The sequence below is a fragment of the Pseudoalteromonas sp. MMG013 genome, from assembly GCF_018100885.1.
Taxonomy (GTDB): Bacteria; Pseudomonadota; Gammaproteobacteria; order Enterobacterales; family Alteromonadaceae; genus Pseudoalteromonas; species Pseudoalteromonas aurantia.
Genome location: NZ_JAGJEE010000004.1, coordinates 300,820 through 322,792 on the forward strand (window position 1 = coordinate 300,820; position 21,973 = coordinate 322,792).

Consider the following 21,973-nt stretch of genomic DNA (forward strand, 5'->3'; position numbering starts at 1 on the left):
ATTTCACGTCACACCCTATAAATACATAAATTGGGGTTTAGAACATGAAGACGATTGTACTTTTAGTGCTTTTAGCAGCCATCAACACGGCAAACGCCGCTGACAATCATATCATTAAACAGTATTTTGCAATTGAAGACAGCCAAGTGCTGGAAATTGACGTACCGGTCGGTAACTTAGAAATGATCGCCTATGATGGTGAGCAGATTGAAGTATCAGTTGTTTTAAAATCGCAACAGCACGGCAATTGGTACCCACACACCAACAACCTATCTGATATAAAATTAAAAAGCCAACGCAACCAGAATAAATTGTCACTGTCAATTGATGAGGAAAACTTGCAACAACATTGGCACGTAAAAGTACCAACTGCCTTTCGCTTAGATATCGAAATAGGCGTAGGCAATGTTGATATTGCAGATCTTGACAATTCCGCAGAGGTTGAGGTTGGCGTGGGCAAGGTACGCATTGATACCAACGTATCTGATTTTAACTCTGTATCTTTAGAGTCTGGTGTAGGCAACACCAGCTTAATTGGGTTAATCAACAAAGTTCAGCATCACAAAAAAGTGATTCACTCTGAGACCATATATCACGGTAAAGGCGCATATAACCTAGAGGTTGAAGTTGGGGTTGGAAATATTAAAGTACGTCATTGAATTAGCCCAACATGTTCAAGCGCTGTGCGTACTGACTCTTTCCTTAATGGTTTCAGAATGGTCACGTCAGCACCCAGCGCTTTTGCCCGATTTAATTCTACTGGTTCACTATTTGCGGTCACAACAATGATGGGTTCAGATAAGCCCAGTGTTTGTCGAATATATTCAATGGCCTGAAAGCCATCCATCACCGGCATATTTAAATCCATAAAAATCACATCATAATGATGAGTACTCAAATCATCGACAGCTGCCAATCCATGCTCAACATGCTTCACGGTAATTGAAAATGTCTCTAGTACTTTTTTAATTATCTTTGCATTTAATGGGTTATCTTCCACTAATAAACCAGTTAAAGGCCTTAGTTGACAATGTTGTTCTCGTCGGCTGTGCATGAGATAAATAGGAGTTTTTACCCGTACCACGGTACCGCTAGGTAGCCCCTTTTCAAATTCTATGTCTCCGCCCATGGCATCTAACAACCATTTACACCGTACCAAGCCTAGCTGCAAACCTTGAAAGTGTGTCTCTGTCACATTGCTTGAAAGCGGCGAAACACCAGAAAAACCACACCCGGTATCTTTTACGGCGATCTGCAAGTAAGTCTGAGCTTCATCTAAATACACCTCGATTAATACACTGCCTTGCTCGGTGAACTTAATCGCATTATCAACTAATTGGCCAATGATCCACGCCAGGTGTTCATGATCACAAGCAATAACCAATGATGTAGAAAATGAAAACTCGGTCTCTAATGCTATCTTTTTCCGCTGTGCTTCATATTCATGGGGTGAAATCGCCTGCATCAGCGTTTGAGTAAGATCATCAGGCACCACCGACACTAGAATATCTCCTTGCTCCCAACGACTAAACTCTTGAATTGCATTCAATTGGTTAACTAATTGCTTCGCCGACACCTCTACTTGTGTCAGCTGTGATTGCGCCCCATCTTGGCGGTATAGGTTTAAAAAACCCAAAATAGCTTGTAAAGGCGTTCTTAACTCATGACTTGCACGAGCAAGAAAGTGCGTTTTCATGGTTAAGGCATGCTGCGTTTCTTGTTTTTGAAGTTCAAGAGAATCGATTGTATCCCTTACCTTTTTCTCCATTGGTTTAAAGATAAATACCACTTCTAACCAAAGCACAACGATTGCACTGACCCAGAATACAAATTCAAACAAACGTGTTAATGCCACTTTACGATTAGCACCTTGCTCAAAAAGTTGCACAGCTTGTTGTTGATAAAATAGTAATACCTGTGCTTCATTGGCCATCTTAATAGCCACCTCTGGACTGAAGGTTTTAGAGTCATATAACGCTAAAAAGTCTAGGCTCCGTTTATTCAAATTAGCCGGCGCATCAAAATACAATGTCATTAACGCTTCAGACAAAAATACATATTTCCCCTCTTTTTCACCTAGGATCATCTGATGATTGGCCGAAAATACGCGCACACTTTTATCCAACTCTGTAAAAAGTGTCTGGGTGAGCTTTTGCTCTTTTTTATAAAAAACAATTTGATTAACGTGTAACGCTATTTTCTGTGCCAACATACGTTGCATACCTGCACGATTAATAAGCTCCGCATCCTCTTGTTTTTGCTGCAAAAGGTATTGCATCGCCGCAGCCGCCAATGTGACTAATACCCCCATTACCAACACTGCGATAAAATAACGGCTGCGCATAGACTTAATGATATTACGCATATTAACTTATCCATCCTATTTGCCATAAAGTGTAGTGTAAAAATTGAAAACTAACATAACCTCACTTGACACCTAGATGGCTAAAGTGTTTCAATGCGTGCTCACCCTATTTGAGGGTCAATGTAAACTCACCGAGTAATATGTTGGCCTAGGGCTGGAAGAGGTGCGTTATTCAGGTACTTGTGTTGAGGAGAGCAAACTCCCATGACACACAAGGAGGGGGAACTAACGCCGAGAAATATATACTATTTGCTCAGTATACATTTCGGGCGACTGGGTTGAATCCCAGCGACTGTCACCAATTGCAGCGTTAATCATATTAACAACGCACATATGTTTGGTGGAGAGCTTCTGGTCTTAAAATAATAAGGCCACTCGCCTTGTCATTTTTAAGTCCATTGCTCTTCGAATTTTAACTGTTCGAAGTTTGGACTCACTCCAGACCCCGAACAAGATATAAGTTCGGTAGAGATGAAATCACAATACGATTTATCCAACTATCCGTTGTGGACAGCCTTAGTTACGCCTTTTGATGCGAATAACCAAGTTGACTATGACACTTTACATTCGCTTGTGAATGAACAAGCGCAAGCAAATAACGGTATTCTCCTGCTTGGCAGTACTGGTGAAGGGCTGGCCTTAAGCTCTGCTGAGCATAAGTGCATTGTCGAGACTGTTTGCAACATGCAATTAGACGTCCCTATTATGGTGGCTGTGGGCGGCATGAACTTGCAAGATCAATCTGAATGGGTGGCGTTTTGTAATACCCAGCCGATTCATGCACTGTTGCTTGGCTCTCCGTTATACACAAAACCTGGGGTAGTCGGCCAAACACAATGGTTTGACACCCTGCTGAGCGCCACTGACTTACCTTGTATGTTATACAACGTACCTGGACGCAGTGGGGTATCCATCAAACCCCAAGTGCTAAAAAATCTAGCCCACCATAAAAATTTATGGGCACTCAAAGAGGCCAGCGGTGATATTGGAGTATTTGAAGCTTTCAGAAAAGCCAATCCAACTCTCGCTATTTTTAGTGGCGATGACGGCCTCATGCCATATTTTGCTCAAGCCGGAGCTGCTGGACTCGTATCCGTGGCCGCAAATGCCTGGCCAAAGCAAACCGCTGAGTTTGTTCGTCGCTCGTTAGCGGGGACTTTTCCTAACTTGTTTACAACTTGGACTGATGCTGTTAATAGCCTATTTTCAGTGGCTAATCCCATTCCAGTCAAAGTATTAATGCATGTACAGGGCAAACTTAGTACCCCTAATTTACGTCCTCCATTAACGCACCTAGAGTTGCCGTGTACTCAGGCAATTGACCGTGCAAACACCACAATTTTATCTTGGAATTAAGGCAGTTATTATGAGCTGGTTAGAACTATTAAACAATTTAGAAAATGGCAGTGTACGTGCTGCGACACAAGACGAACAAGGCAACTGGCACGCTAATATCGAAGTAAAGCAAGGTATTTTAGAAGCTTTTAAAAATGGCAATAATATTGAATTCCCGGGTGGTTTTGTTGATAAACATAATTTAGCGCCACAAGGGTTTGCAGCTGAAGCAGGCGTTCGTATGGTCCCTGGTGGCAGTAGTGTTCGCCGTGGTGCGCATGTTGCATCGGGTACCATTATCATGCCACCAGCATATGTGAATATCGGTGCCTACATAGGTGAAGGTACTATGGTCGATAGCCACGCATTAGTAGGGTCATGTGCTCAAGTAGGTAAAAATGTACATTTAAGTGCCGCAGTGCAACTAGGTGGCGTGCTTGAGCCAATTGGCGCAAGCCCAGTTGTTATTGAAGACGATGCATTCATCGGTGCTGGCTGCGTTATCGTTGAAGGCGTTGTTGTGAAAAAAGGCGCTGTACTTGCACCTGGCGTACGTTTATCAGCAACTATTCCTGTCTATGACTGTATCAACGAACGTCAGTTAGACAAAGGGGAAGCCATTCCAGAAAATGCCATTGTTATTCCTGGTTCTCGCCCGTCATCAAGTGAATGGGGCCGTGAGCAAGGCTTAAGCATGTCATGTGCGCTTATCGTAAAATATCGTGATGAACAAAGCGACGCATCTTTAGAATTAGAAGAGGTATTACGATAATGTCTTTTTTGAGCACACCATTGCGTCAAACCATTACTAAGTTAACCGAACAAGAGCATACCCCGTTTTTTGTTTATGACTTAGATGGCTTACTGTCACACCTAAAACCACTCACAGAGCAATCTGTTGTGAAACTATGGTACGCGGTTAAAGCGAATCCTTTATCGAAGGTGATCCAAACCTTAGATAAAGCAGGGTTTGATTTCGATGTGGCCAGTAGCGGTGAACTTGATCAAGTTTTACGTCAAGACATCGATGCAAGCCGAGTGCTCAATACGGGTCCTGCCAAATCAAAAAGGCAGATCCAGCACTTTCTGTCACAAGGGGTACGTACCTTTGTGGCAGAAAGCCATAATCAAGTTAAGTGGCTTAATGATGCTGCTGAAGAATTAAATATTCAACTGCGTATTTTACTTAGAGTACAGCTGCGCTGGCCTGAAGGTGAGAAAAACCCACTTGGTGGTGATAGCCTAACGCCTTTTGGATTAGGCGTTGAACAATGGCACTCGTTGCAAATAAGTAAATACCAAGCCCTGAATTTTGTTGGCCTGCACATTTTCCAATGGGGCAACATGTTAAGTACTGAGAAGCTCGTGCAACTTTGGACGCAAATGGTGCCGCCACTAAAAGCTCTGGCCGATAACTTGGGCTTCAAATTAGACATATTAGACTTAGGCGGTGGCTTAGGGATCCCTTACTCTGAAAATGACGCTCAGTTAACTTGGCCAACCTTGATTGACGCACTCGCACAAATTAAGGCATCAGCTGGCGTAACAGAGCTGTGGATGGAGCTTGGTCGATATGCTGTGGGAGAGTTTGGTCATTATGCCAACCCTGTCGTCGAACAAAAACAAAACTATGATGAGCATCAACTTATTATGTCGGGTGGTATTAATCACCTGTTGCGTCCAGCAGTGACCAACCAAGCATTCCCTTGTGAACTACTACGTAAATCAAGCGCGGCATCTCGCAGCTATGTGCTCCATGGCCCGTTATGCACGGCCTTAGATAATTTAGGCTATCACACGTTACCTAAAGATATACACGAGCAAGACTGGTTGGTATTCAGCCAATGCGGCGCGTATGGCTTTACAGAAAGTATGCCCTACTTTTTATGTCATGAATTACCAGCTGAGTATGTGATTGAGCACGGCAAAATATGCCACGTCAGAGCTATGCAGCATGCCAGTGATTATTTAAGGTAAGGAGCCAATATGACCCCAATTAAGCAAGAAAATATTCAAGTGGGTGAAATAGCAAACGGGCTACCATTAACGATTCCTGTGTATCGTTTAAAAGGCAATGACACCGGCCCACGCGTCTATATTCAGGCCAATATGCATGGTGCAGAAGTGCAAGGCAATGCCGTTATTTATCAATTACTAGAACAGTTGCAACAACAGACATTGGCTGGTGATATTACGTTAGTCCCTTACGCCAACCCTATTGGATGTAACCAAAAGTCTGGGGAATTTACGCTAGGCCGCTTTGACCCAATTACAGGCACCAATTGGAATCGCATGTATCAAAGTCATCTACCATTAGTGGATACCTTTGTTGCTGAACATCTCGACAGCTCCTTAAGCGAAATTAAAAACCAGTTCTCAGCAGCTTTAGTACAAGCGACACAAGCTATGCTTGATGGGCCAGCATACAGTATAAATACCGGTAAACGCATAGCTTTAAACCTACAACGCTTAGCCCATGAAGCCGACATTGTACTGGACTTACACACTGGGCCTATTTCATCTAAACATCTATATTGCCCAGAATATGCCAAGGCGAGTGCCAGTTACTTTAATATTCCCCATGTGCTGCTCATTCCCAACGACTTTGATGGTGCACTTGATGAAGCCAGTTTTTGTCCGTGGTGGGCATTGAGTGAAGCCTATAAAAAACAGGGGCGAGATATACCTGTTTTAGTTGAAGCATTCACTGTTGAACTTGGCTCTCAAGAAAAAATTGACTTAACCGAAGCCAAAGCAGATGCAGCAAGTCTACTCAGCTACTTAAGCTATAAAGAAGCGTTGCTAAACTCGCCATTTAAACCACAAGCAATGGTCCGCTACGGTTGTATGCTGCAAGATTACCTAGCCTACTATGCACCAATGGGTGGCATGGTTGAATACACAGCGGCACTGGGCAGCCATATAAAAGCAGGTGACACAATCGCTCATATTTTGCGCATGGAGCGTTACCTGTCGGAGCAACCTTTGCACAGTATCACTTTAGATAAAGATGCCATTGCTATCTTGCATTTTGCGTCAGCAAGCGTCAACCAAGGAACTGAGTTGTATAAGTTCTTTACTAATTACTTTGAGCTATAGCTCAATCACAATATTGCGTGAGAGTAAGCTGGTATCAACCTGCTTACTAAGGAATGGCGGCGATGCCGCCAACCTTTTTTCATTCAGATCCGCTAACTAGCATATTTGACCCCAAACCTAAACAGCAGTTATTCATCCTCATTTAATATAAAGCGGTGTATAATTGTCACTTCAATAATATTCTATGAAACAATACACTATGGAACTGCGTTCACTTGTTTTTGGTACTTTACTTTCAGGGCTTTCATTTACAACTCTCGCTGAGACACCTGCAAACAACGATGAGATTGATCTAGTTAAGCAATGCATTCTGAATGAAATTATTGGTGGCGATAAAAAGCAAACAATTGAGCAACTGAGGACTCGATGCGCTAAGCTGGATGCCGCAAGACAGCTCAGTTCTTTAGATAAGCGCGTAGCGCGAGAGCGAGTCGGTGAAAAAAACCGTAATGTACTTACACCACATCACCGTAACTATATTTTGCCTGTATCCTACATAAGCAACCCTAATAATCGCCCTTTCGATGGTCTTAAGAATATTGATGCGGAAGCGGGTGAGCCGCTTGATAACTTTGAAGCGAAATATCAACTGTCTCTTAAAATACCACTTTATAGCGATTTTTCTGATAGTGACCAAGCCATTTATATGGGCTTCACTTTACAATCTTACTGGCAGCTTTATAACAAAGATATCTCTTCACCGTTTCGTGAAACCAATTATGAGCCAGAACTATTCTGGGTTAACTTCCTAGATGATGAAAATGTCCTTTGGGGTGATGAAATGGCGATAGTGTTAGGTATCTCTCACCAATCTAATGGTAGAAGTCAACCTAACTCACGTTCTTGGAACCGTATTTATGCAAATTTCATATGGGAAAATAATGGTTTTGTCTTCAGTTTCAAACCTTGGTATCGACTGCCAGAAGAGCGTAAAACTGATGTACTAACGGCCAAAGGAGACGACAATCCAGATATTCATAGATATATGGGTTACTTCGAGCTCAGTGGGGTGTATAGATATAAAGAGCATGAATTTGGCTTTACTGCGCGAAATAACCTTAACAGCGACAATCGGGGCGCTCTACAAATTGACTGGTCATTCCCTATCTGGGGAAAATTACGAGGCTACGCACAATACTTTAATGGCTACGGTGAAAGCTTGATTGACTATAACGCAGACATTCAACGATTTGGGGTGGGTATACTGCTTACCGATATTTTATAAATACCACGCTCTACCCTGAAAATAGACCCACGATATAAAAAAGCGCCCTATTTATGGCGCTTCTTATTGTCATTACTCGTCTTCAGATAGGCTTTTTTTATCTCGCCTTTGATAAAATATTGCCGCAAGTAAATAACCAACACATACATACATGTTCAATATAGGAATACAGGATGAAATTATCGCAGGCTTTTTCCTGAAACCCTTTAACTTCGCAATCAATAAATTAAACGGCAACGCTATTATTATGGATACTATGCCGCCTAATAGTATCGGCGGTAGTTCTCCTGTCCTGAATAATTCTAAAAATTCCATGTTTCACCTTTGTATATTATTCTGGGGAGATGGGCACTATGGTCACACTTCCTCCGCCACTACCCCCCATCCAACCTTCGCTGTACACCACCGTAACTGCAATACCGTATTCAGCAGCCTTATCTAAAAAGCGCTCTAAAGCCGCACTACTGCTAAATGTATACCGGCCTTGAATCGATGCACCAGCATCGGGGATTCTATTGCCATTGGCATCGCGCGCGCTGTTAGCTTTATAATTCAATTTTAAAACAGCACTTCCCAATGTTGAAGCTGTCATTAACAAGATCGATCCATCTTCAAACTTAAACCTCAGTTCAAGACCGTTTAACGGACCAATAAACGAGCCCCCAACAATTGAGGTAAGATTTGCTGACCAATACGTGAGTGGATAAGCAGATTGATACCAGCTATCTAACTTATCGTGATTACTGAAATTTTGCGACAAACTCCATGCACTCCCTAACCCTGAAGAGGATGGGACTGGCACCGTAGTTGACGCCTCTATACTGTTGAAATACGTATGCGCTTGATTCACTCTGTTCTGCAAATCTGAAGAAGTTGCGGTATATCGACCGGTCACCACAGTGACTAATTCACCACGACGATCTAACTCTGGTCTAGACGTCACTCTAAACGACTTAACTAAGCCATTTTTAATACTAATAACATGCACATTATACTCAGAGCTAACACTGTCATACTCAGTCATCTCTTTCACTTTACTCACCGCTTTGGTATGCATTTGCACTGCCGAAGAGCACGGATTGCAAGTCACATTAATTGCAGCTTTGCTATCGTGAGTAAATAAAAAAAGTAAAAAACAAAATGTAATAATAAGAAGTTTGCTATGTTTCATTTTCTATGTCCTTATAGGTAATTGCAGTTATCCATTAACTGACAATTTACAAGGTAGACCAAGAGCTGATATTAAGCAATTATTTAGTAGGTAATAATACGAAAGAAATAGTATTTAAGTTTTATTTTTAAATCGATGTGTTATTTAAGGATACACGCTATCCTGTTCTTAACATGCAAATTATGAACAACGCGTGCGCGCAGTATCCTGCAATGCTAAAGGCGATGAACTTTAGTGCATCACCTTTGAATTTATTGAGACCACCAAATATTATTTGAGTTGCTGAGTGAGCCAATACAAATCTGAATGAATGCCTGCTGCAGTCACCTCTTTGCCGGCACCAGGGCCTTGAATAACTAACGGATTCTGCTCGTACCACAGACTTTTTATTACAAATATATTATCACCAGGGGTTAAATTCGCAATCGCCGAGCCTGCCTCAGCAAAAGCAATTCCAACTTTTGCAGTCACTGTACTACTGTCGCTAATAATTAATTGTCCTGTGTAACGGAGCGATTTACCCTCATCATCTGCTTGTTGGTATTTCGCAGCATAAAATGTGTCTAATTCATCACGTTTCGCTAAAAAGTCATCCCAACTACCTTCAGCTAAATGCACCGGCATTAGAGGTTCTAATGCAATGTCATCAACATCGAGTTCTAAGCCTAAATCACGCGCCAATATGAGCAACTTTCGTTGCATATCTCTACCTGATAAGTCTTCTCTGGGATCTGGTTCGGTATACCCCATTTCTTGTGCAGCAAGCACCAAGTCAGAGAACTTTTGATTAGCAGTAAAACTGCTACATAACCAAGAGAGCGTGCCTGAAAACACCCCTTCAATTGACGTGATCACATCACCGCTATTTTGTAAGTCAGCCAGGGCAAAATTGATAGGCAAACCCGCACCAACACTGGTGTTATAACGCCAATGTAAATTACGCTCACGTTGCTGCTCTCGTAATAACTGATACCAACTTCTGTCGGCAGTACCTGCGTATTTATTAGCGCTGATCAAGTGACAATCACTGGCCACAAAGTCTGGATACAGCAAACTAAATGCTTCACTTGCGGTGATATCAATCACCACTTTATGTTCATAATCTAATTCTGAAATGTGCTCAACAAGCGACTTACTGTTGTAACTTTGCGCTTCATTTTTCCATTGTGTCTGCCATGCTGATAACTCAATACCGCTCGGTGAAAATACCATCTCTTTTGAGCGCAGCAAACCAACAACCTTTAAATCAAACTGTGATTGCAAACGGGTAATTTGCTGCTCGCATTGTTGTAAAAATACATCTCCGACATTACCAATGCCGGCAATAATTACCGCAATCTCCCGACCTTTATTGATAAGCTTATCGTGCAATACAGCCAAAAGATCACTGTCTAATGCCTGATCGGTCAAGAACAAAGCGTAATCACTGTCTTGATGAGCAAAGCGAACGACTACTTCACGATCATGGAATAATTGCTCGGCTTGCTGCTTGAGCCCTGAGAGCTCTGAGGAAGACGCAACCAGTGCACACCCTTGCAAATTACTTTCTACAATATTAATGCGCCCAGCGAGCTGCTGTGCAACAATATGCGTGAATGTTGCAGGCAACAGTAAATACGCTTCACCATTAACAATAAAATGATGAATACTGTGCTGAATAAGCTGACTTAACGTACGTACTTCACCCTTCGCTAAGTTTTCTACGCGCACTAAATCAAGGTTCTCAAAGGTGCTAATAAAGCGTTTTGCTTTGCTATACCCTTCTTTTACTATTTCTGTAGGTGACGCTTCAGGCTCATAACTGCTGCGCACTTGTAGCTTGATGTTACTTCCCTTTAAAGGAGAGAGTGTCTTAGCATGCAGCACTGGATTACCTAGTCTTGCCAATAAATTTGCTTGAGCACGACACACCTTTGGGTATTTCAGCGCATTGCTCACTTTACGTGGATCGGTGCTATACACCCCCTGCGTATCGGTCCAGATTGAGACGGCACTGGCATCAATATAACTGGCGAGTAGCGTAGCACTATAGTCACTGCCATTACGACCTAATGTGACGGTATTTTTATCACAATCTTGTGCAATAAACCCGGTAACCACATAGACCACCGCATCTTGCAACTGGGCGTAACATGCTGCTTTATTCTGTTGGTGTAGCAATTGTGCATCATGCAACGTAAACAATTGGCGGGCATCAATGCTGCGTGCAGCTACCTTAAGCTCATTTAGATAATGCGCTAATAACCGAGCCGACCATAGCTCACCATGGGCTAGTAAGGGAGATTCTTGTAATTCTGATTGTTGAGCCAATTGAGTAATGGCAACTAACTCAGCGTCTAGCTGCGCTTTGAGTGCTCGGTGTACATCGCCAGAGAACAACTCATCAACCAGCTCACTCTGGTGCTTTTCCAACTGAATCAATACGTCTGAAAACGCTTGTTGATCTTGCTGCTGATAACTTTGCCAAAGCTTCACTAACGTGTTTGTGGTTTTACCCGCCGCAGAAACCACCACACAATCACCGCTTTTACAATGCCCAAGTATTATTTGAGCAACGGCTTGATAGCGTGACGCAGAGCTTAAGCTTGAGCCACCGAATTTATGTACTACTCTTGTCATTTTTCTACCACAAAACCGTATGAGCCGGTGTTAATTTAAAAGTTTTTGCCTCATCAGATCCTTTGCTTTGACCTGGTGTAGTGCGTTTAAACGCTTGCTCTAGATCAGCCACCAAATCATCTAATTCTTCAATACCCACTGAAATTCGAATCAGCGTATCTCCTACGCCCGCTTCAAGACGAGCTGTCGCATCCATACCCGCATGTGTCATGGTCGCAGGATGACAGATTAAGCTCTCTACGCCACCCAGTGATTCCGCCAGTGAAAACTCTTTTAAAGAGGTCAAGAATGCAGCAGAGTCACTTAACCCGCCTTTTATGTCAAAGCTCACCATGCCGCCGAAACCTGCTTGCTGCTTTTTGGCTAATTCATGTTGTGGATGAGATTCTAAGCCTGGGTAATACACTTGACTAACATAGTCCGATTGCTCTAAGTATTTGGCAATCGCCAAGGCATTTTCTTGATGCTGCTTTAAACGTACATTCAGCGTTCGTAAGCCGCGAAGCGTTAAATAGCTATCAAAGGGCGCGCCCGTAATGCCAATGTTATTTGCCCACCATGCTAGCTCCTCACCCAGTTCCGCAGTACGTGCGATCACGGCACCACCGACCACGTCTGAATGACCATTAATATATTTAGTGGTTGAGTGAACCACAATGTCTACACCAAACTTAATAGGGTTTTGTAATGCCGGTGACAAAAAAGTGTTATCTGCAGCAACTAGTGCACCTGCTTGCTTAGCGGTTTTCACCACAGCTTCTATGTCTGTCAGGCGAAGAATAGGGTTGCTCGGTGTCTCAATCCATACCACTTTTGGCTTTATATCTAAAATTTTCTGATAGCTTTCAGGCTGTGTTAAATCAAGTACTACAAGGTTTAATAAGCCACGCTTTTGCAATGATGTGAATAAACGATAACTGCCGCCATAACAGTCATGGGGGATCACCAACGTGTCATCGCTATTTAATAGTTGCGTCACTAAGTGAACAGCAGACATACCCGTTGCGGTAATAATGCCTCTTTCTCCGCCTTCTAGCTGAGCTAATGTTTCAGCTAAAATATCTCGATTAGGGTTACCACTGCGACCATAATCATAATCTCGTTTGGTATCAAAATCTGCAAATGAGTACGTAGTTGATAGGTATAACGGCGGTACGACCGCACCATGGTGCTTGTCTGCTTCTATGCCATGGCGTACTGCGATGGTTGATTTATTACGTTCACTCATATCATCACCTAGATAGTTGGATGTTTAGACGTCTAAAAGGTTAGATTAATAAATACTAGAAGTCAAAACATTTATACTGCTAAATGGCTATTTACTTAGTATTTGACTATCTTATTTAAACCGATAAAATTTCGCCACTTCAAAAAAAATGATCGCGAATACGATCGAACGAAACACTTACTATGGCAAGTAAAGGGGCTTTTGCCTAGACCATCACAAACAATGTCATATAATGACAACCAGTAAGTACATAGTTCCGTCGGATAGGCACTACAAAATAAAGGCAACAACAACATTATGGCTAAATGGAATGGTGAATATGTTCACCCGTATGCAGAACACGGTAAAAAGTCTGAACAAGTAAAAAAGATCACTGTATCAATCCCGTTGAATGTATTGAAAGTGTTAACTGACGAGCGGACTCGCCGACAAGTTAATAATTTACGTCATGCAACCAATAGCGAGCTACTGTGTGAAGCATTTTTACATGCATTTACTGGGCAACCTTTGCCAAACGATGAAGATTTACGAAAAGATAATCCAGAAAAAGTACCTGAAGAAGTGCGTCAAATTATGGAGTCTATGGGGTTAGAAGTGCCTATCATTGATGAAGAATAGTCAATTAGAAGCTCCTTCGGGGGCTTCCTATTCTTGTTTAATTTCGAAAAAATGATTTCTTTCGATAACTTCGAACTTTCAAAACCGCATTTTTGCAACTTTAATCATCATTCATATCTGACAACTTCCACAATCTAAAACGTTATGTGGGCAATACACTCCCAAGTGATAAATACCGAGATCGACATATAAGGGCTACGGCTATACCCATATAAAGCGGCTTTAGTATCTACTTCATTAAAATATCACTCACTCTCGCGAATGAGATCTCGCATTCATTGCGTCAAAAAATGAGGAGAAGGCACTTTGTACGAAGAGAAAAATGAGAGTATCCAAATGAAGATGATTAAGAAAATACGTATTCGTAGGTATCGTTAGGGGTCAATATCAAGATAGATGGAATCGATATTCTGGATAAACAAAAGCCCCAACCAAAGGCCGGGGCTTTCAAAGACAAATCTTAAATTAGTTTAAAACTAAAATTAAGCTTGCTTAGGACGTGCAATAACGTCTACTAAAGTCCAAGATTTATTCTTAGAGATAGGAGCACATTCACGAATAGTAACTGTGTCGCCTGCTTTAGCTGTATTGCTCTCGTCATGTACGTGCAACTTAGTTGTACGCTTGATGTATTTACCGTAGATCGGGTGCTTAACCTGACGTTCGATACCTACAACAATAGACTTTTCCATCTTATCGCTGATCACACGACCTTGAAGAGTACGGATTTTATCAGTCATTATGCACCTGCCTTCTGGTTGATAACCGTTTTAACACGCGCAATACTGCGACGTACTTTTCTTAACTCGTGAGTTTGAGCTAGCTGACCAGTGCTTACTTGCATGCGCAGGTTGAACTGCTCACGTAGAAGCTCAAGAAGTTCAGCATTAAGCTCTTCAACGCTTTTGTCTTTAAGTTCGCTAGCTTTCATCACATTACCGTCCGAGTTACAAATGTTGTTTTGAAAGGTAATTTACGAGCTGCAAGGTTAAATGCTTCGCGAGCAAGCTCTTCCGGCACACCTTCCATCTCATAAAGTACTTTGCCTGGCTGGATTTCTGCAACCCAGTACTCAACAGAGCCTTTACCTTTACCCATACGAACTTCAAGCGGTTTGTTTGTGATTGGCTTATCTGGGAATACACGGATCCAGATTTTACCTTGACGCTTTACGTGACGTGTCATAGCACGACGAGCTGCTTCAATTTGACGCGCAGTCATACGACCACGGCCTGTTGCTTTCAAACCGAAAGAACCGAAGCTTACTTTGTTTCCGCTTGTAGCAAGACCACGGTTGCGGCCTTTATGCATTTTACGGAATTTTGTACGTTTTGGCTGTAACATTAATCGCTACCCCTTACTTAGCACTTTTTTTGGCTTTCTTCGGTGCACGTTTAGCTGGCTTCTCTTGCTCTTGAACTAGTGGTAAACCACCAATTACTTCGCCTTTGAAGATCCAAACTTTAACACCGATGATGCCGTAAGTGGTTAAAGCTTCAGAAGTTGCGTAGTCGATATCAGCACGTAGAGTATGTAGAGGTACACGACCTTCACGATACCACTCAGAACGTGCGATTTCAGCGCCGCCTAGACGACCACTTACTTCAACTTTGATACCTTTAGCACCAATGCGCATTGCGTTTTGTACCGAGCGCTTCATAGCACGACGGAACATAACACGACGCTCTAACTGAGATGCAATACCGTCAGCAACTAATTGTGCGTCAAGTTCTGGCTTACGTACTTCAGAAATATTAATCTGAGCAGGAACACCAGCGATCTTAGTTACAGCTTGACGAAGTTTTTCAACATCTTCGCCTTTCTTACCGATAACAACACCAGGACGAGCTGTATGAATTGTTACACGGATAGATTTAGCTGGACGCTCAATAACGATTTTAGACACAGAAGCCGCTTTCAATTCCTTAGTAAGGAATGTACGTACTTTGTGATCGCCAAAAAGCTGTGCAGAGAAATCTTTTGTACTCGCGTACCAGGTAGAAACCCAAGGTTTAGAGATACCTAGGCGAATACCAGTAGGATGAACTTTTTGTCCCATTACTTATATCTCCTAGCTATCTGAAACCACAACAGTGATGTGGCTTGTACGCTTAAGGATGCGGTCTGCGCGTCCTTTAGCACGTGGCATAATACGCTTCATTGTAGGACCATCGTCCACAAAAACCGTAGCTACACGTAGCTCATCAATGTCAGCACCTTCGTTATGCTCTGCGTTAGCAATAGCAGACTCAAGTACTTTCTTAACCAATACAGCCGCTTTTTTAGGGCTGTATGCCAGGATTTCTAGTGCGCGATCTACCGGAAGTCCGCGGATCTGATCTGCAACTAGACGTGCTTTTTGCGCCGAACCAGAGGCGAATTTGTGTTTAGCTAATGCTTCCATCATATTCCCCTATTAACGCTTCTTCGCTTTCTTATCCGCAGCATGGCCGCGGTAAGTACGAGTAGGTGCAAACTCACCTAGTTTGTGACCGATCATTTCGTCTGTAACGAATACAGGTACGTGCTGACGACCATTATGGACAGCGATGGTCAATCCGATCATGTTAGGGATGATCATTGAACGACGGCTCCAAGTCTTTATAGGCTTCTTGTCACCGCTTTCCAACGCCTTCTCTACCTTCTTCAGCAAGTGTAGGTCTATAAATGGACCCTTCTTGAGAGAACGTGGCATGGCAATTCCTCAACTATTACTTAGTACGACGACGTACTATTAGTTTATCCGTACGCTTGTTCTTGCGCGTTTTAGCACCTTTAGTAGGCTTACCCCATGGAGACACAGGGTGACGACCACCAGAAGTACGACCTTCACCACCACCGTGTGGGTGATCAACCGGGTTCATGGCAACACCACGAACTGTCGGACGAATACCACGCCAGCGGTTAGCACCTGCTTTACCTAGTGAACGAAGCATATGCTCAGCATTGCCTACTTCACCTAAGGTAGCGCGACAGTCAGACTCAACTTTACGTACTTCGCCTGAACGAAGACGTAGAGTCACGTATTGACCTTCACGTGCTAGGATTTGAACGTATGCACCAGCAGAGCGTGCAATTTGCGCACCCTTACCAGGTTTTAACTCTACGTTGTGTACAGTCGAACCTACAGGCATGTTACGCATCGGTAATGTGTTACCAGCTTTGATAGGTGCATCAACACCTGACTGGATCTGATCACCGGCTTTAAGGCCTTTAGGTGCAATGATGTAACGACGCTCACCGTCTGCATATAATACAAGAGCGATGTTTGCGCTACGGTTAGGATCATACTCTAAACGCTCAACAGTGGCTGGAATGCCATCTTTAGTGCGTTTGAAGTCGATTAAACGATAGTGTTGCTTATGACCACCACCGATATGACGAACCGTTATACGACCGTTGTTGTTACGACCACCTGATTTAGAGTTTTTCTCTAAAAGCGGTGCGTATGGCTTACCCTTGTGTAGCTCAGAGTTAACCACTTTAACGACGTGACGACGACCCGCAGAAGTTGGTTTACACTTTTGAAGTGCCATAATTCTAACTCCCCTTATTACTCGGCGCCGCCGACAAAGTCTAGCTCGCTACCTTCTTTAAGAGTAACGTAGGCTTTTTTCCAGTCGCTACGACGACCGAAACGTTGACCTGTACGTTTTGTTTTACCCTTAACGTTTAGAGTGCGAACACCAGTTACTTCTACTTCAAAAAGCTTCTCAACTGCCGCTTTAACTTCAGCTTTAGTTGCATCGTTTACTACTTTGAAAACAATCGTGTTGTTTTCTTCAGCAGCGATCGTGCTTTTCTCAGAGATGTGTGGAGCAAGAATTACTTTTAAAAGACGTTCTTCACGGATCATGCTAGCGCCTCCTCAAGTTGCTTAATAGCACCTGCAGTAATAAGTACCTTATCGAATGCGATTAGGCTTACTGGGTCGATGCCAGCTACATCACGAGTGTCAACCTTATAAAGGTTACGTGAAGATAGGAATAGATTCTCATCTACTTCTTCAGTCACGATAAGCACGTCTTTAAGCTCAAGTTCTTTAAGCTTAGAAACTAATTCTTTTGTTTTTGGTGCTTCAAGACCAAAACTTTCAACAACGATTAAACGCTCTTGACGAACAAGCTCAGACAAAATGCTTTTGATTGCACCGCGATACATCTTACGGTTAACTTTTTGGCTGTGGTCTTGCGGCTTAGCTGCAAAACTTACACCACCGCTGCGCCAGATTGGGCTGCGGATTGTACCAGCACGTGCACGGCCAGTACCTTTTTGAGCGAATGGTTTTTTACCACCGCCTCTAACTTCAGAACGTGTCTTCTGAGCACGAGTACCTTGGCGAGCACCTGCTGCATATGCAACAACTACTTGGTGTACCAATGCTTCGTTAAACTCACGTCCAAAAGTAGCTTCGGAAACTTCAAGCGCGCCAGCGCCTTTAATTGCTAATTCCATCACTAAATCTCCAGGACTTATGCTTTAACAGCAGGTTTAACGATAACGTCGCCGCCAATAGCGCCAGGTACAGCACCTTTAACTAGAAGCAGATTACGTTCAGCGTCAACACGTACTAGTTCAAGATTCTGAGTCGTTACACGCTCAGCACCCATATGACCGGCCATTTTCTTACCTTTAAACACCTTACCAGGTGATTGGTTTTGACCGATTGAACCAGGAGCACGGTGAGACAAAGAGTTACCGTGTGTAGCGTCTTGCATGCTGAAGTTCCAGCGCTTAACACCACCTTGGAAACCTTTACCTTTCGAAGAACCGGTAACGTCTACTTTGTTGATATCAGTAAATAATTCAACAGTAAGTTCATTACCTACTTCAAAATCGCCTTCACCACCATTTAGGCGGAATTCCCACAGGCCACGACCCGCTTCAACACCAGCTTTTGCGAAATGACCCGCATCTGCTTTGTTTACACGGCTTGCTTTTTTCTCGCCTGCAGTAACTTGAAGCGCATTGTAACCGTCTGTTGCGTCAGATTTGATCTGAGTAACACGGTTAGGCGTTGCTTCAATAACTGTCACAGGGATAGATACACCATCTTCAGTGAAGATGCGTGTCATACCCACTTTACGACCGACTAGACCTAATGCCATTTTCCTAAAACCTCTCTAATCTTCCGATTAACCCAGGCTGATTTGAACATCAACACCAGCAGCAAGGTCTAGGCGCATTAGAGCGTCTACAGTCTTGTCAGTTGGTTCTACGATGTCGATCAGACGTTTATGGGTGCGGATCTCATATTGATCTCGCGCATCTTTGTTCACGTGCGGAGAAGTCAATATTGTAAAACGTTCAAAGCGAGTTGGAAGTGGGATTGGACCACGTACCTGAGCGCCAGTGCGTTTCGCTGTTTCCACGATTTCCGCCGTTGATTGGTCAATCAAACGATGGTCAAAAGCTTTTAGGCGAATACGAATGCGTTGATTTGACATTCTTTAACAACCTCAATTAAAAGAGCATTTAAAAAGAGCATAAAAATACCACCAGAACAAAATAATAAATTATTTGCCGGTTGGGATCTTTATTTCTACCATTGAACTCCAAATCGGAGTTCCTGTTTTAGCTTGAAATCCAAGCTCTATTTGCTTTCTAACTGTCTATAACAGTAGAAAGTCCGCACATTATAATGATATTGGCGATAAATGCAACAAGCAATACTAAGTTTTATTTCATGTTCTGTTTAATCATTCAAAGTAAGCTTAAACTAACTACTACCTTTTATATGTGCACTTTTACACTAATCTAATATAGTGCATTATCTCCAATTCAAGCTGAAATGGTCAGTCCAGTGAAAGCTTGCTATGCTATCACAAATTTTTAAATGTGGTGTTTTATGAGACTTATCTCGCAAGGTTTAAATCAACTTTCACAGTGGGCTAACGCATTATTGGTGAGGACTAAACTACTTCCCGAAAACCCCGTAGCGCAATTTGAATTAAACCCTGAACTTCCAACATTTTATGTTGCTCGACTCAATGCTCGTTCTGACATTGCGGCACTCGATCATGTCTGTAAAAAGCTAGCACTGCCTCGGCCAACACAAACACAGTCTATTGGTGAAAAGTCCATTCCTCGCTTTATTGGGCTACAAAATCCAACGCCACTGTTTTCTAAAAAAGCAAAACCCAGTAATGCGTTGGATATTGGTAAAGATATTTTTGAAGCTTTACAACTTACACCTGATTGTCAGGCCCAAATCATTCCAATCACAATACTGTGGGGCCGTAACCCAGGAAAAGAGAAACCGGGTATAGGCACGTTATTTTCACATTCTTTAACGCCTAGCTGGTTGCGAAAATGCTTTGTTTTACTATTTTCAGGCCGAGATAACTTAGTTCGCTTCAGTCAACCTATCGAGCTCAACCAACTTATCAACGACAAAGCCGATGTCGATGAATTACCACATAAACTTGTTCGTGTAGCACGAGTACACTTTCGCCGTCAAAAATTAGCAGCAACAGGTCCAAAACTCCCCTCTCGGGAACAGCTATTTAATTCTTTACTCGCGTCACCCAGTATCAAAAAGGCCATTGAAGAAGAAGCGAAAAGTAAAGGGTTAACCCATGATGAAGCGCGTTTAAACGCTCAAAACCTATTAGAAGAAATTGCAGCAAATTATTCAGATGCAATGGTCAAAGTTGGCGAACGACTTCTCACCTGGTTATGGAATAAACTTTATAATGGAATTGAAATAAAATATGCAGAACGCGTCCATAACTTAGTCGATAAAGGCCATGAGATTATTTATGTACCTTGCCACCGCAGCCACATGGATTACCTGTTACTCACATACGTGATCTATCATCAAGGACTCGTTCCTCCACATATTGCAGCAGGCGTTAACTTAAATTTCTTTCCGGCAGGCGGCATATTTAGACGTTGTGGGGCATTTTTTATACGCCGTTCATTTGCTGGTAACAAACTTTACTCTGCTGTATTCAAAGAATATTTAAGCCAGCTCTTCATTAAAGGTTATTCTGTTAAGTTTTATACTGAAGGAGGTCGCAGTCGCACTGGTCGCTTACTTCCGCCCAAAACAGGTATGTTAGCAATGACAATTCAATCCATGTTACGAGGAATAGACAGGCCGATTTCAATAGTTCCTGTTTATATTGGCTATGAGCATGTCATGGAAATTAATACCTACCTTAAAGAATTAGCAGGGAGTAACAAAAAGAACGAATCGGTATTTGCTGTCTTCAAAGCCATGAAAAACCTGAAAAACTATGGTCGTGGTTATTTAAATTTTGGTGAACCAATTAATGTAAATCAGTATTTAAATGAGCATCAGCAAGGGTGGCATAACGCAATACACCCAACCAATGTGCAAAAGCCGACATGGTTAAATGCTCGTGTCGCCGGCTTGGCCGACAACATTATGACTAATATCAATAGCGCCGCTGCTTTAAATGCAGTTAATTTATTGGCCACCATTTTACTCAGCAACAGTCAATTTGCATTAAGTAAACGTAAGTTACTTTCTCAGCTAGAGTTTTATCTAAACTTACATCGAGATGCTAAGTACAACACACAAGTTACTTTACCTGAAGGCAATGCTGAGCAGCTGCTTCAACATGCCCTGCAACTCAACAAGTTTGACGTATTACAAGATGAGCTTGGGGACATTGTAACAATTAAAGAGCAGGAACGGACTCTTTTTAATTACTATCGCAATAACATTATTCATGTATTTGCCGTGCCCAGTATTATTGCTCAGCAATTAGTTAACTGCCGCACAGTCACTATACAAGAATGTGAGCAGCAATTAGCATTGCTATATCCATTTTTTGCGAAAGAGTGGTTTTTAACGCCATTGCGTGCAGGGTATATTGCTGAAATATTGAACGCCTTTGCTAACAGTGGACTCATTGAATTTGACGGTAACTCTGTCAAAGTCGCCTCTCAAAGTAATGCCGTAGCACAGTTAGAGATGCTGGGGAAAGTCATACATTTAACACTCGAGCGTTATGCAATCACAGTCAGTTTAATCGATTCCAATCAAGGGATCACACGTACGACTTTAGAATCTGAAAATGATGTACTTGCAAAACGCTTAGGGACGCTCCACGGCATTAAAAGTCCTGAGTTCTTTGATAAAAAAGTGCTGGTATCGTTTATTTCAAGCCTTAAAACTCAGGGCTATATTACTGTCTCTGAACAGCAATGTATTGAGGCTACTCAGCAACTCGCTGAGCTAAAATCTCATTTACGCGCATTGTTGCCAGCAAGTATTTGGCAATCAATTAACGACACCCTTTAGCCCTTATAACCAAAAGGGGGTTACTTCGTTACCGCATA

The 21,973-nt window shown here is 42.5% G+C and carries 24 protein-coding genes and 1 riboswitch; of the genes, 8 read left to right on the forward strand and 16 right to left on the reverse strand.

The features are described 5' to 3' along the window. Positions 1-44 precede the first annotated feature (44 nt). The gene (locus tag J8L98_RS06495; RefSeq protein ID WP_210995781.1) at positions 45-659 is read left to right on the forward strand and encodes a hypothetical protein; all 615 of its coding nucleotides are present in this window, start codon (positions 45-47) and stop codon (positions 657-659) included. On the opposite strand, the gene J8L98_RS06500 is transcribed toward J8L98_RS06495, so the two are convergent. After that, a complete protein-coding gene (locus tag J8L98_RS06500) occupies positions 653-2,365 on the reverse strand; it encodes a response regulator (RefSeq protein WP_210995782.1) in 1,713 nt (570 codons plus the stop codon). The genes J8L98_RS06495 and J8L98_RS06500 overlap by 7 nt on opposite strands. A 150-nt stretch (positions 2,366-2,515) precedes the next feature. Next, positions 2,516-2,724: riboswitch (Lysine riboswitch) on the forward strand. A 112-nt stretch (positions 2,725-2,836) separates the two neighbouring features. Between J8L98_RS06500 and dapA the strand changes: the two genes are divergently transcribed. The 5 genes from dapA (at position 2,837) to J8L98_RS06525 (ending at position 8,024) form a co-directional block, all read left to right on the forward strand. Then, positions 2,837-3,721: a 4-hydroxy-tetrahydrodipicolinate synthase gene (gene dapA / locus J8L98_RS06505; RefSeq protein WP_210995783.1), complete on the forward strand. Its 885-nt coding sequence runs from the start codon at positions 2,837-2,839 to the stop codon at positions 3,719-3,721. Between the two features lie 10 nt (positions 3,722-3,731). Then, positions 3,732-4,472, forward strand: a complete 741-nt coding sequence (locus tag J8L98_RS06510; protein ID WP_210995784.1) for a 2,3,4,5-tetrahydropyridine-2,6-dicarboxylate N-succinyltransferase — start codon at positions 3,732-3,734, stop codon at positions 4,470-4,472. Beyond that, entirely contained in the window at positions 4,472-5,677 is a 1,206-nt protein-coding gene (locus tag J8L98_RS06515; RefSeq protein ID WP_210995785.1) for a PLP-dependent decarboxylase, read from the forward strand. Before J8L98_RS06510 ends, J8L98_RS06515 begins: the two co-directional genes overlap by 1 nt. Positions 5,678-5,686: 9 nt before the next feature. After that, positions 5,687-6,799, forward strand: coding sequence for a succinylglutamate desuccinylase/aspartoacylase family protein (locus J8L98_RS06520; RefSeq protein ID WP_210995786.1), 1,113 nt, complete (start codon positions 5,687-5,689; stop codon positions 6,797-6,799). Between the two features lie 199 nt (positions 6,800-6,998). Next, positions 6,999-8,024 carry a phospholipase A gene (locus J8L98_RS06525; protein ID WP_210995806.1) on the forward strand — a complete coding sequence of 342 codons (1,026 nt, stop codon included), beginning with the start codon at positions 6,999-7,001 and terminating at the stop codon, positions 8,022-8,024. A gap of 72 nt (positions 8,025-8,096) precedes the next feature. On the opposite strand, the gene J8L98_RS06530 is transcribed toward J8L98_RS06525, so the two are convergent. The 4 genes from J8L98_RS06530 to metB all read right to left on the reverse strand — a co-directional run bounded on the left by J8L98_RS06530 (position 8,097) and on the right by metB (position 13,042). After that, positions 8,097-8,339, reverse strand: coding sequence for a hypothetical protein (locus J8L98_RS06530; RefSeq protein WP_010367068.1), 243 nt, complete (start codon positions 8,337-8,339; stop codon positions 8,097-8,099). A 16-nt stretch (positions 8,340-8,355) separates the two neighbouring features. Then, positions 8,356-9,195 (reverse strand): hypothetical protein, encoded by an 840-nt coding sequence (locus tag J8L98_RS06535; protein WP_210995787.1) that lies wholly within the window; start codon positions 9,193-9,195, stop codon positions 8,356-8,358. Between the two features lie 270 nt (positions 9,196-9,465). After that, a complete protein-coding gene (gene metL / locus J8L98_RS06540; RefSeq protein ID WP_210995788.1) occupies positions 9,466-11,814 on the reverse strand; it encodes a bifunctional aspartate kinase/homoserine dehydrogenase II in 2,349 nt (782 codons plus the stop codon). 4 nt (positions 11,815-11,818) lie between these two features. Further along, on the reverse strand, positions 11,819-13,042 hold the full coding sequence (metB, locus tag J8L98_RS06545; RefSeq protein WP_119861494.1) for a cystathionine gamma-synthase: 1,224 nt from the start codon (positions 13,040-13,042) through the stop codon (positions 11,819-11,821). A gap of 297 nt (positions 13,043-13,339) precedes the next feature. On the opposite strand from metB, the gene metJ reads away from it, so the two are divergent. Beyond that, the gene (gene metJ, locus J8L98_RS06550; protein ID WP_192508946.1) at positions 13,340-13,660 is read left to right on the forward strand and encodes a met regulon transcriptional regulator MetJ; all 321 of its coding nucleotides are present in this window, start codon (positions 13,340-13,342) and stop codon (positions 13,658-13,660) included. Between the two features lie 482 nt (positions 13,661-14,142). Here the strand turns inward: metJ and rpsQ are convergent, their stop codons facing one another. The 11 genes from rpsQ to rpsJ are packed head-to-tail and all read right to left on the reverse strand — an operon-like array spanning position 14,143 to position 19,107. Then, positions 14,143-14,400, reverse strand: coding sequence for a 30S ribosomal protein S17 (gene rpsQ, locus J8L98_RS06555; protein ID WP_010367075.1), 258 nt, complete (start codon positions 14,398-14,400; stop codon positions 14,143-14,145). Then, positions 14,400-14,591: a 50S ribosomal protein L29 gene (gene rpmC, locus J8L98_RS06560; protein ID WP_192508947.1), complete on the reverse strand. Its 192-nt coding sequence runs from the start codon at positions 14,589-14,591 to the stop codon at positions 14,400-14,402. The genes rpsQ and rpmC overlap by 1 nt, the downstream gene beginning before the upstream one ends. Then, positions 14,591-15,004, reverse strand: a complete 414-nt coding sequence (rplP, locus tag J8L98_RS06565; RefSeq protein ID WP_010367077.1) for a 50S ribosomal protein L16 — start codon at positions 15,002-15,004, stop codon at positions 14,591-14,593. Before rplP ends, rpmC begins: the two co-directional genes overlap by 1 nt. Before the next feature lie 13 nt (positions 15,005-15,017). Next, positions 15,018-15,719, reverse strand: coding sequence for a 30S ribosomal protein S3 (rpsC, locus tag J8L98_RS06570; protein WP_192508948.1), 702 nt, complete (start codon positions 15,717-15,719; stop codon positions 15,018-15,020). Positions 15,720-15,731: 12 nt separating this feature from the next. Continuing rightward, on the reverse strand, positions 15,732-16,064 hold the full coding sequence (gene rplV / locus J8L98_RS06575) for a 50S ribosomal protein L22 (RefSeq protein ID WP_192508981.1): 333 nt from the start codon (positions 16,062-16,064) through the stop codon (positions 15,732-15,734). Between the two features lie 12 nt (positions 16,065-16,076). Continuing rightward, a complete protein-coding gene (rpsS, locus tag J8L98_RS06580) occupies positions 16,077-16,355 on the reverse strand; it encodes a 30S ribosomal protein S19 (RefSeq protein WP_010367084.1) in 279 nt (92 codons plus the stop codon). 16 nt (positions 16,356-16,371) lie between these two features. Beyond that, complete coding sequence (rplB, locus tag J8L98_RS06585) at positions 16,372-17,196, reverse strand: 50S ribosomal protein L2 (protein ID WP_010367086.1); 825 nt, start codon at positions 17,194-17,196, stop codon at positions 16,372-16,374. Positions 17,197-17,213: 17 nt separating this feature from the next. Further along, the gene (gene rplW / locus J8L98_RS06590; RefSeq protein ID WP_010367088.1) at positions 17,214-17,516 is read right to left on the reverse strand and encodes a 50S ribosomal protein L23; all 303 of its coding nucleotides are present in this window, start codon (positions 17,514-17,516) and stop codon (positions 17,214-17,216) included. Beyond that, positions 17,513-18,115, reverse strand: coding sequence for a 50S ribosomal protein L4 (rplD, locus tag J8L98_RS06595; RefSeq protein WP_010367090.1), 603 nt, complete (start codon positions 18,113-18,115; stop codon positions 17,513-17,515). Before rplD ends, rplW begins: the two co-directional genes overlap by 4 nt. 17 nt (positions 18,116-18,132) lie before the next feature. Beyond that, the gene (gene rplC / locus J8L98_RS06600; protein WP_010367093.1) at positions 18,133-18,768 is read right to left on the reverse strand and encodes a 50S ribosomal protein L3; all 636 of its coding nucleotides are present in this window, start codon (positions 18,766-18,768) and stop codon (positions 18,133-18,135) included. A 27-nt stretch (positions 18,769-18,795) separates the two neighbouring features. Continuing rightward, positions 18,796-19,107 carry a 30S ribosomal protein S10 gene (gene rpsJ, locus J8L98_RS06605; RefSeq protein WP_010367096.1) on the reverse strand — a complete coding sequence of 104 codons (312 nt, stop codon included), beginning with the start codon at positions 19,105-19,107 and terminating at the stop codon, positions 18,796-18,798. Positions 19,108-19,508: 401 nt separating this feature from the next. On the opposite strand from rpsJ, the gene plsB reads away from it, so the two are divergent. After that, the gene (plsB, locus tag J8L98_RS06610) at positions 19,509-21,935 is read left to right on the forward strand and encodes a glycerol-3-phosphate 1-O-acyltransferase PlsB (protein ID WP_210995789.1); all 2,427 of its coding nucleotides are present in this window, start codon (positions 19,509-19,511) and stop codon (positions 21,933-21,935) included. Positions 21,936-21,973: the final 38 nt, after the last annotated feature.